Raw genomic sequence first — 9,352 nt, forward strand, 5'->3', positions numbered from 1 at the left:
CGCTCAGCACCAACATTGGTCCCGTTTGTAGGACAGCCGTATTTGGGCTTCATCAACGAGCAGGAACTAAGTACTAAAACACCTAAAAGCAGCAATGGTATGATCTTACGGTAAGTCATACCCGAAGTTATAAAAATGACTGCAGCTAAAACAAGGGGTTATTTCCCGTTTTCCGCTTCGTTTACATCACCAAACCAGCCTGCATACCGCACATAGTTATTGGCAATGCGGTTGATTTCGCCGGACACTTTCTCCGGGTCAATGGTCTTAACTTTTTTGGCAGGCACACCGGCATATACCGAGTTAGCTTCGCAAACAGTGCCTTCCAGCACCACGGCACCGGCTGCAATGATGGTGTTGGAATGAATAACGGCCTGGTCCATCACAATGGCGCCCATGCCAATCAACACATCGTCGTGCACTGTGCAGCCATGCACAATGGCATTGTGCCCGATGGAAACATTATTGCCCAATACCGTTTGCGACCGCAGGTAGGTGCAATGGATCACGGCGCCATCCTGCACGTTCACCTTATTGCCCATGCGGATGGCATTTACATCGCCGCGCACCACGGCATTAAACCATACACTGCACTGGTCACCCATCACTACATCGCCTACAATAGTGGCGTTGGGTGCAATAAAACAATCGGCGCCCCAAGCGGGAAATTTTCCTTCTACAGGTAAGATAAGTGACATGGATGCGAAGATAGGGAGGACCATGGATGATGGACGATGGACCATTAGTGACCTGGAGGCTGAAGGCGATACGGCTCTGACAACCGGGGACAATAGTGCATAACAGACAGCTACAGGAAACCTAAACACAATACCAGTACTTATTTGTGCATCCTTTTAAAACCATGATTACAAAACCCTCATTCACTATTCACCATTCAGAGCATTTGCTGTTCCAGTCGTCTGCCGGCTGTTGTCCGATCCATGTCCTATCGTCCATCGTCCTCCATATCTTCGCATCCATGAACCTGAGGCAATTGTTTTTGCAGCATGTGGCCCAAACATCCACGGCGCCGCTGGCCATTGAAATTGTGAAGGCAGAGGGTTGCACCCTTTGGGATGGAGCCGGCCAACCGCATATCGACCTGATCGGCGGCATTTCGGTGGCCAATGTAGGACACCGCCATCCAAGGGTAGTTAAAGCCATACATGACCAGCTGGATGCCTACATGCATGTAATGGTGTACGGCGAATTTGTACAAAGCCCGCAGGTTCGGTATGCCCAAAAGCTGGCAGCGAACCTGCCCACTTCCCTCAACTCAGTTTATTTTACCAACTCGGGAGCCGAAGCCGTTGAAGGCGCCATGAAACTGGCCAAGCGGGTAACCGGCCGCACCGAAATCATTGCCTTTGATTTTTCCTACCATGGTTCCACCCAGGGGGCTTTAAGCATTCTGGGTGATGAATACTGGCGCAATGCCTACCGCCCGCTGTTGCCGGGTATCCATCATTGTACCTATAACGATTTTGAAATGCTGGACCTGATTGGTCCCCATACAGCCTGCGTCATTGCCGAAACGGTACAGGCAGAGGGTGGCATCAGACCTCCTTCCAAAGAATGGCTGCAGGCCCTGCGCCAGCGCTGTACCGAAACGGGTACACTGCTTGTACTCGATGAAATACAAGCGGGGTTTGGCCGTACCGGCAAGCTTTGGGGATTCCAGCATTTTGAGGTGGTACCCGATGTGTTGTTGCTGGGTAAGGCCCTGGGCGGCGGTATGCCCATGGGGGCCTTTGTTGCCAAGCGCGACCTGATGATGCAGCTGGCCGACAATCCCGTGCTGGGGCATATTACAACCTTTGGCGGCCACCCGGTTTGCTGTGCCGCTGGCCTGGCTGCCTTTGAAGCCCTGCTGGAAGAAAACATGGCTGCTGAAGTGGCTGCCAAGGAGCAACTGTTTCGCAGCCTGCTGGTGCATCCCCGTATCAACCAGGTTACTTCATTTGGGTTGTGGATGGCCGTTTGGTTCGACGATTTTGCAACCAACAAAAGCATCATTGATGCCTGTATCGAAAAAGGCGTGGTGACCGACTGGTTTCTTTTTGCATCCAATTGCCTCCGCATCTCTCCTCCCCTCACCATTTCAGAAGCGGAAATCCGCAAAGCCTGCGCAGTGATTTTGGAATGTTGCGAAAAATAATACGGCCTGAAAGCGGACGACTTGTATAATTACACTTACTTTGACACACAAAGTGCTTTTTATGGGCAGAGTTGATGCACCGCTTGACGCCTTACAGGATATACGCCGCATGATGGAGCGGTCTAACCGCTTTATTTCCCTCAGCGGAATCAGTGGTATTGCCGCCGGCATTTGCGGGCTGGCTGGCTCCTGGCTTGCCCATCGCCGGATTTCCGAAAACAGCCTTGCTACAAGTGCCGGTGAATACGGAACAGCAACTTTTCAACCATTAAAGACCGACCTGGTGCTGCTGGCATTGGGTGTACTGGCAGTTGCGCTCCTTTCGGCCTGGTACTTTACCTGGCGCAGGGCCCGGCAGGCCAACCAGCCGCTTTGGAACCGTTCTTCCCGCTTACTTGTTGAAGGATTGGCTGTGCCCCTGGCTACAGGCGGTATCCTGATTGCCATTCTTTTATTTCAATCCGATGCCTGGCTGCTGGCAGCACCGCTAAGCCTGATTTTTTATGGACTTTCCCTGGTTAACGGCTCCAAGTTTACTTTGAGTGACATCAAATACCTCGGTTATTGCGAAATCATCACAGGTTTGTTGTGTACGCAGTTTCCGGGTTATGGCCTGTATTTTTGGGCTTTCGGGTTTGGCCTGCTCCATATCATTTACGGCTCGGTAATGTGGTGGAAATACGAACGCAATCCCCAATAATACTTACGGACGCTTTTCGCAGCCATGAATGCAAAAAATCCCATAGCAGGCCTCAACAAATTGTTCGACAACCGGATCAGGTTGGGCGTCATGAGCATCCTGCGTGTAAACGAGGAGGTGAGCTTCAACGACCTCAAAGGCCTGCTGGAAGTTACCGACGGCAACCTGGCTACCCACCTCGTAAGCCTGGAGGAAAACGGGCTGATCAAAGTGCATAAAGGCTTTGTGGGCCGTAAAACCAATACTACCTATACCATTACCCCTTTGGGTGCCCAAACCTTCAACGATCATATTGCGGCGCTGGAGCTATTGCTGAAAAACAGCAGGTAATTTTTTTTGCCCTTTTACTTTGAAACACAAAGTGCTTTTAAATTCACTTTCCCAAAACCAATTAAAATACCCCACATGAACAAGGAAACAACAACTGAAAACATCTGGCAAAAAAGTAAGCTGCTGGTAAAAGGTGTTATGATACTGGTACTGGTGCTGGTGCTGCTGGTACCCACTGTATTCATAGCCAACCTGATTGAAGAAAGGGAAGCCCGCCAGGAGGAAGCTGTTAAAGAAGTAAGCGCCAAATGGGCCGGGCGGCAGAACCTCGCAGGGCCTGTTTTGGTACTGCCTTATATGAGTACTACCCAGGGAGATTCGGCTGGTAAAAAGCAGGCACAAAGACAGGAAGCCTATTTCCTGCCCGACGAACTGACTGTTGATGCCACCATCAACCCACAGGAAAGGTCGAGGGGCATTTTTAAAGTAATCCTGTACGATGTACAAAACAAGCTTTCCGGCCGCTTCGATTCGCTGCCCTTGCAGAAACTGCAACTGGACACGGCTTCCATACTCTGGAAAGAGGCTTATGTACAGTTCTCCCTTTCTGATCCAAAAGGGTTGAATGAAGAACTACGGCTGAAATGGAATAACCAGGAACTGGTTTTTGGTGCCGCAGCTCCGGGTACCGGGGGTGAAAGCAGGCTGGTGGCGCCCCTGCGTCTTTCAGGTCCGGCCGATGTGCAGCGGGTGCAGTTTAGCGGGCAAGTGCACCTAAATGGGGCGCAAAGCCTGTACCTCACACCCGTAGGCAGGTCCACAACTTTCAAGGTGAACTCCACCTGGCCGCATCCCAGCTTTGATGGTGCCATCCTGCCCCAGCAGAGCAGCATTGCCAATAACGGATTTACCGCCAGTTGGAAAAGTTTGGGCCACAACCGGAGCTTCCCGCAACAATGGCTGCATACCCGATTCCGCACCGCCATCAACGATCCCAGCACAGAAATCTACAGGCTACCGGATACAACCGGAGAAACAGTGTACCAGTTGGGAAAAGACGCTTTTGGTGTGCAGCTCTTTGTGCCGGTTAACGGCTACCAGAAAACCATGCGTTCCATCAAGTATGCCGTGCTCTGCATCCTGCTTACCTTTTGCGCCTTTTTTCTGGTGGAGACGGCCAACAACCGCTCCGTGCATCCCTTTCAGTATGCCCTTATTGGTGTTGCTTTGGTTTTGTTTTATCTGCTTTTGTTGTCTTTTTCCGAATACATCGGGTTCAATTGGGCCTACATCATTGCCGCCACTGCCACCGCAGCACTCATCGGATGGTTTGTTCGTGGACTACTGGCATCCGGCAGGCTGGCTTTTATACTGAGTATGATCCTGGTGTTGTTGTACACTTATGTGTTTACCATATTGCAGTTACAGGATTACGCCCTTATACTGGGTAGTGTTGGCCTGTTTATCACCTTGGCAGTGATCATGAAATATGCACGCAAGTTTCAATGGTAACAATGAAATTTCAGGATTTAAGAACAGGACAATAGCACACCGTTTCAACAATGTTTTTTTAAAACCGTTGAAACGGTTTGACATCAATTTCAGATATGTCGCCGTTCCCACGGTTAAAACCGTGGGCTAACATTGGGATTGTTGTAACCATTGCCATTAAGTTGAAGAGATGTTATTTCAGGTGTTCTTTCGGTTTAAATGTTTCAACAAAAATTAATGACAACTTGCTTTCAAAATGGATGTTTGCTAGCCCACGGTTTCAACCGTGGGATTGAGACTCCATATTACACATTAAACCGTTTCAACGGTTTCCGAACCCGCCCGATGTCTGCTCCATTAAAATTGAATTGGCACCACCACCAAACAAAAAAGACGCTCTTCTGGAGCGTCTTTTTTGTTTATCAGCAATGTTGTATTCTTTTCATTATCAATAATGTCCAATCTCAAAAAATAGCAACTGGAAAAAAAGCTACCCTTTTTAAAAATCCAATCCCAGCGCCAGGTAAGTCTGGGGTTTGCCGCGGAACACACCATCCATCTGCCAGGCCACATCAAAGCGAACAAAGTAACCGAGCAGGGTACTGCGGGCACCAAAGCCATAACCACCTGCCAGGGGCCCAATGCCACCCGCTTTCAGCTTCACCACCACGTTGGGGCTAACCGGGTCGCTAAAGGTTTGCGAAGGACGGGCAATGCCGTTGTAGGTACCATTCCAGGCCGAACCCAGATCTACAAACTGCACCAGCTGGAAGTTGCGCAGGAAGGCATTGTTGATGGGACGGTTGAGAAGGCTGCTAAACACCGGCACCCTGATCTCGCTGTTGATAGTTACCGCGTTATTGCCATTGGCGATGTTCTGCTTGAAACCGCGGAGGTTCAGCGCCAGGGTTTGGTACGCATAGTTCGCACGGGGGTCGGGGCGGTTGTTGGGATCAAAATAACGGTAAGTGGTATTGCCGTCATCATCGGTCTTTTGGTTGCCGCCAAACATCAGCCAGCCATCTACGCCACCCAGGAAGTAAGCCACCTTGGTAGTACCCCAGGAGAAGTCGGCAGCACCACGTACCGCCCAGATGATGTTGCGGTAAATGGGCAGGTAATGCCTGAAATCAATACCGGCATTGAACATAAAGGGACCATCTTCCTTGCTGCGGTTGCTCAACTTGCTGAAGGCATCAATATAGGCTTTGTACCGCATGCCATGCCAGATGTTCATGGTCGGGTTGATGGTATTGTCGTGCACATATTCCAGCGACAGTTGTCCAAAGGTCAGTGTGCTGTCTTTTACTTTCAGCGAAGCAGGATCGACGCCGCTGTACACAAAGCGATCGTAGCGCGGGCCGGCGGTCAGGCGCAGGCTGCGTACTTTATCAAATGCATATTTGGCACGGGCCAGGTAATAGCTTGAAAACTGTTTGCCGGGGTAAAATGCATCGATTGTTGGATCGGGAATCCGCAGGCCTACTTCCGTATTGCTACGGTAGTAGGTGAAGCCCCAGTCAATACGGCGACGCAGGTTATTGAACTCAAACAGGATGTCGTTGTCGCGCAGGTTGGGCGCAATACGGAAGCCACCCGAAATTTTGATATCTTCAAAAAGGTCGGCGGTACCCATGCGAATCAGACCGTTCAGCGGGTTGCCATTGGCCATCTGTATAGGTCCAGTAGCACCGGCATAAGGCTGGTATTTATTAAAAACAAACACCGTGTTGTTGAGTGCTGCCACCACATAGTCGTTAAAGAACTTGGGCGGACGGTACTCAAATAAACGCGCCTTTTTCAACAGGGGCTCGGGGCCGCCGCCTGCTTCATCGGCAGGAAACACCCGCCCGGTGGCACTATCCGAACCAGAGCCGAACTCGGTTTGAAACACATCCTCCTGGCGGCCGGTATCGCGACCATTGCCCGTAGGCAGGGCAGGCAGCGCACGGCTTTGATCCAGTTTCAGCTGCTCCGATACCTTTTTCATGAACTCCGTAGGCCTTGCCGTTACGTTGCGGCGGCGCAATACGTTTTCATCAATGCGCAGGCGGTACAGGAACTTATAATTGCCCTGGCGGGTTACTTCCGAAATCTGCTGGTTGTCGCCTGCAGTACGGGTTTCCAAAAGGCCACTTTGATAATTGGTAATGGGGAACACATAACTGGAATCATTGGTTACCGAAACATAACCTACCGAGTCGATGTCATCCTTTTCCCAAACCTTGAGGGTGCTGTCCACTTCGGCCAGCGGCGGGTTGCGCAGCACTTCATCGCCGATAAAGATGAGGGTATCGAGGCCAGCACGCTCGGTGCTGAAGAAACCAGCATAGCGGTTGTTGATACCTGTTTCATCGCTTACAAACGTAAAGTGGTAGCTATTGTACTGCGCCGGGAAACGGGCATTACCCAGCCGCACATTGGTCAGCTGTGAAATCTGCTTGAAATCCGACTTGTTCCAGTTGTCTACCAGGAAGATGTTGAACTTACCGGTGGGCAGGGCGGTATCGCTGTCCTTCGCCCTTGCATTGGGGCGATTGGAGGAAAAGATGATACCCGTTTTGTTGGGGAAGGCCACGAAAGAGGCATCGAGATCATCGTACACATCGTTGGTGATCTGCTCGGTGGTCATCTTTTCGATGTTGTACACAAAGATGTCCGTCTGGCCGCTCTTCACCGCCGACAACAGGAGGGTGTTGGAGTTCAGCATGAACTTCATATCCTGTACCTGGTCAAACTGGTCCATCGTTACCTTGTTGATCTTAACGCGGTTGATGGCATCGTAGATAAAGAAGTTGAGTTTGCCCTTGGCAGGATACAGCACCGCCAGGCGGGTACCCTTTGGATCCCATGCCAGGATGGGATAGTTGGGGTTCATCTGCTCCTGCAGGTTGCGCACACCGGTATGCACCAGCACCTTGCGGTTGGTAAAGTTTTCGTTTACCACGATGTTGTACCGGCCGCGGATAAATTCGGTTACGCCATAGGTAAAAGAACGCGGTTGGGGGTTGGCGTTAAACCGAAAATAATCTGTTTTACCAATTTCTTTACTTACCGACAGTTGTCCTTTAGGAACAACACGGCGGCCGCGGATATCCTTATAATATTGGGCCGGCACTTCCGTCATGAACTGACGCAATACCTCCTTGAACTTTACCTTGGCAATACGCTGCGAAGCAGCATTGAGATTGCGGTAAATCCTGGACAGGTACAACAGGTAGGTGGTTTTGCTTTCACCGTACTTGTTGCCGAAATAATACCAGAATGCATGACCGGCCAGCAGGGGCTTTTCGTGGGCAAACTGGTAGAAGTTGGTATAGTCGCCACTGAGCATGGCGCTTTTCAGCTGATCGTCGAGGTCGGTGCTCCAGCGCTCTGCGGCATAGGCAATATAGCCATCGGTGAGCCACTGGGGCAGGTCGAGCAGGGTTTGGTTGGCGGCCATCTCGCCGAGGTCGTCGCCAAACAGCACGTTGCGCACCAGCACCTGGGCGATGCCCTGGCGCACCTGGCGGCGCAGGTTGTTGTGGTTGCCGTCGAAGTACACCACCATCTTGTTGTTCACCAGCCGCGTGACGCCGCCGGCATTCTGCCAGTCGATGCCCAGCCCGATATTGGACTGCTGCATCTCATCGAAGTTGTTGTACACCGCGATGTTGGCGCGGCGCTGGAGCCCATACTCCACAAACTCTTCGATGCCCGACAATTCTTTTTCCGCCAGCTGGGCCACAAACTTGCCCAGTTCCAGACCATCCTGGCTGAAGTAAGTATTGAAATTATCGGTCTGATAATATTTCCAGTTGAATTTCTGGTATTGCACCCTGTTTTTCCCGAACTCCACTGCATTCACCTGCGCCTGGGAATGAAGGGAAAAGGATAAAAGCGCCGCACCACTTACCAAAAGCCTACCAAGGAGATTATTCATACAAGTCCTATACGTATTTCGGGGGTAAGAAAAAGAGGGTTGTAAATTGCGTCCTAAAGTACCAAAAAAAGGGATGCTCACTATTCAGACCTTCACCTTCAACCCGCTGCAGGAAAATACCTACGTGCTGTATAACGAAACAGGGGATTGTTGTATTATCGATCCCGGCTGTTATTTTGCTTCGGAAAAAATAGCCCTGCGCGAGTTCATCGAAACCCACCAGCTCCGGCCGGTATTACTGCTCAATACCCACTGCCACCTCGATCACGTTTTCGGAAACTTCTTTGTAAACCGTACCTGGAACCTGCCGCTGCACCTGCATGGGGCTGAAAAAATCGTGCTAGACCGGGGGCCCGAATCGGGGCAGCGCTGGGGGCTTCCGTTTACCAACTACGATGGGCCCTTATTGTTCATCGAAGCAGGCGATACCATCACCATCGGGCAGGACCAACTCACCGTTTTGCTTACCCCCGGACACTCACCCGGCTCGGTATGTTTTTACAGCGAAAAACAGGAATTTGTAATAGGCGGCGATGTGTTGTTCCGCCGCTCCATCGGCCGCACCGACCTGCCCGGCGGCGACTATGCTACTTTGGAAAATAGTATCCGCACCCAATTGTACCCCCTACCCGAAAATGTGGTGGTTTATCCCGGTCATGGCGACCCAACAACTATTGGGGAAGAGAAACGGGAGAATCCTTTTGTACAAGACTAAATCAAGTTCCCAAAAGAATCCGTCATTGCGAAGCGCCGGCAGTGACTTGCATGTATAGAGGTTAGCGGCGCTGAAGCAATCCCCTGCCGCTGT

The 9,352-nt window shown here is 51.1% G+C and carries 7 protein-coding genes; 5 read left to right on the plus strand and 2 right to left on the minus strand.

The window, feature by feature from the left end:
- Nucleotides 1–158 precede the first annotated feature (158 nt).
- Complete coding sequence (locus tag BUE76_RS19140; RefSeq protein ID WP_073045507.1) at nt 159–698, minus strand: gamma carbonic anhydrase family protein; 540 nt, start codon at nt 696–698, stop codon at nt 159–161.
- A 281-nt stretch (nt 699–979) separates the two neighbouring features.
- Between BUE76_RS19140 and BUE76_RS19145 the strand changes: the two genes are divergently transcribed.
- The 4 genes from BUE76_RS19145 to creD all read left to right on the plus strand — a co-directional run bounded on the left by BUE76_RS19145 (nt 980) and on the right by creD (nt 4,640).
- Nucleotides 980–2,158 carry an aspartate aminotransferase family protein gene (locus tag BUE76_RS19145; RefSeq protein ID WP_073045505.1) on the plus strand — a complete coding sequence of 393 codons (1,179 nt, stop codon included), beginning with the start codon at nt 980–982 and terminating at the stop codon, nt 2,156–2,158.
- 61 nt (nt 2,159–2,219) lie between these two features.
- Nucleotides 2,220–2,858, plus strand: coding sequence for a hypothetical protein (locus tag BUE76_RS19150; protein WP_073045502.1), 639 nt, complete (start codon nt 2,220–2,222; stop codon nt 2,856–2,858).
- A gap of 24 nt (nt 2,859–2,882) precedes the next feature.
- Nucleotides 2,883–3,188, plus strand: a complete 306-nt coding sequence (locus BUE76_RS19155; protein ID WP_073045501.1) for a winged helix-turn-helix domain-containing protein — start codon at nt 2,883–2,885, stop codon at nt 3,186–3,188.
- A gap of 75 nt (nt 3,189–3,263) precedes the next feature.
- Nucleotides 3,264–4,640, plus strand: coding sequence for a cell envelope integrity protein CreD (creD, locus tag BUE76_RS19160; RefSeq protein ID WP_073045498.1), 1,377 nt, complete (start codon nt 3,264–3,266; stop codon nt 4,638–4,640).
- A gap of 478 nt (nt 4,641–5,118) precedes the next feature.
- Here creD and BUE76_RS19165 read toward each other — a convergent pair whose 3' ends face one another.
- Nucleotides 5,119–8,544, minus strand: coding sequence for a hypothetical protein (locus BUE76_RS19165; protein ID WP_073045496.1), 3,426 nt, complete (start codon nt 8,542–8,544; stop codon nt 5,119–5,121).
- 73 nt (nt 8,545–8,617) lie between these two features.
- Between BUE76_RS19165 and BUE76_RS19170 the strand changes: the two genes are divergently transcribed.
- Nucleotides 8,618–9,259 carry an MBL fold metallo-hydrolase gene (locus BUE76_RS19170; RefSeq protein ID WP_073045493.1) on the plus strand — a complete coding sequence of 214 codons (642 nt, stop codon included), beginning with the start codon at nt 8,618–8,620 and terminating at the stop codon, nt 9,257–9,259.
- Nucleotides 9,260–9,352 lie beyond the last annotated feature (93 nt).

The organism is Cnuella takakiae (genome assembly GCF_001953305.1).
GTDB classification, from domain to species: Bacteria; Bacteroidota; Bacteroidia; order Chitinophagales; family Chitinophagaceae; genus Flavisolibacter; species Flavisolibacter takakiae.